Below are 796 nucleotides of genomic sequence, written 5' to 3'. Positions count from 1 at the left end.
AAAGCTGATCCAATTGATCAATTCAACCTTTGGTTGGAGCAAGCGATTAAGGCGGGGTTGACTGATCCTACTGCGATGACAGTGGCGACCGTAGATGAAAACGGCATGCCATTTCAACGAATCGTTTTATTGAAAAACGTCGATAAAGATGGCTTCGTGTTTTACACCAACTTAGGTAGTCGCAAAGCGCAGCATCTTGAGCATAACAGCAACATCAGCCTGCATTTCCCTTGGCATCCACTAGAGCGCCAAGTTCACATTACTGGTGTGGCTGAAAAGCTGACTGCGATGGAAAACATGAAGTATTTTACTTCTCGCCCTAAAGATAGCCAGTTGGCGGCCATTGCGAGTAAGCAAAGTAGCCGTATTTCTGCTCGTGGAGTGCTGGAAGGTAAGTTCCTTGAGCTCAAACAGAAATTTGCCAAAGGTGAAATTCCAATGCCAACATTTTGGGGCGGCTTTAGAGTTAAACCGCAAAGCATTGAGTTTTGGCAAGGCGGTGAGCATCGTCTGCATGACCGTTTCCTATTCTCTCAACACGATGGTGAATGGGATATCGACCGTCTCGCGCCATAGGGCATCTTATTTAACGCCTAACAAAACACCGCCATTTAGGCGGTGTTTGTGTTTATAAAGATAAAGCGGCGTGGCGTTAGCGCTCTCCATTCAAAACAACAGAAAGCTGATGTTTAAGCAGCGTTTTGGGTACAACAGAGCCATAGCCTGCCTCCATTGCTTTATCGATCAGCTCGTTCTTACTATTCGCTTCAAACTTGTTTCTTAGACGTGCGACGTG

Annotated in this window: 1 protein-coding gene and 1 pseudogene; one reads left to right on the top strand and one right to left on the bottom strand. The window is 46.1% G+C overall.

The window, feature by feature from the left end:
• On the top strand, nt 1-576 hold a 576-nt coding region (pdxH, locus tag R7040_RS25820), incomplete at its 5' end, for a pyridoxamine 5'-phosphate oxidase (RefSeq protein WP_318097482.1).
• 76 nt (nt 577-652) lie between these two features.
• Here the strand turns inward: pdxH and R7040_RS25815 are convergent.
• Nucleotides 653-796 (bottom strand): annotated as a pseudogene (locus R7040_RS25815) (helix-turn-helix transcriptional regulator); the annotation flags it as partial.

It is taken from the genome of Vibrio sp. 1069 (assembly GCF_033340555.1).
Note: the sequence above shows the minus strand (reverse complement) of the source record. Positions and strands in the feature narration are given on the sequence as shown.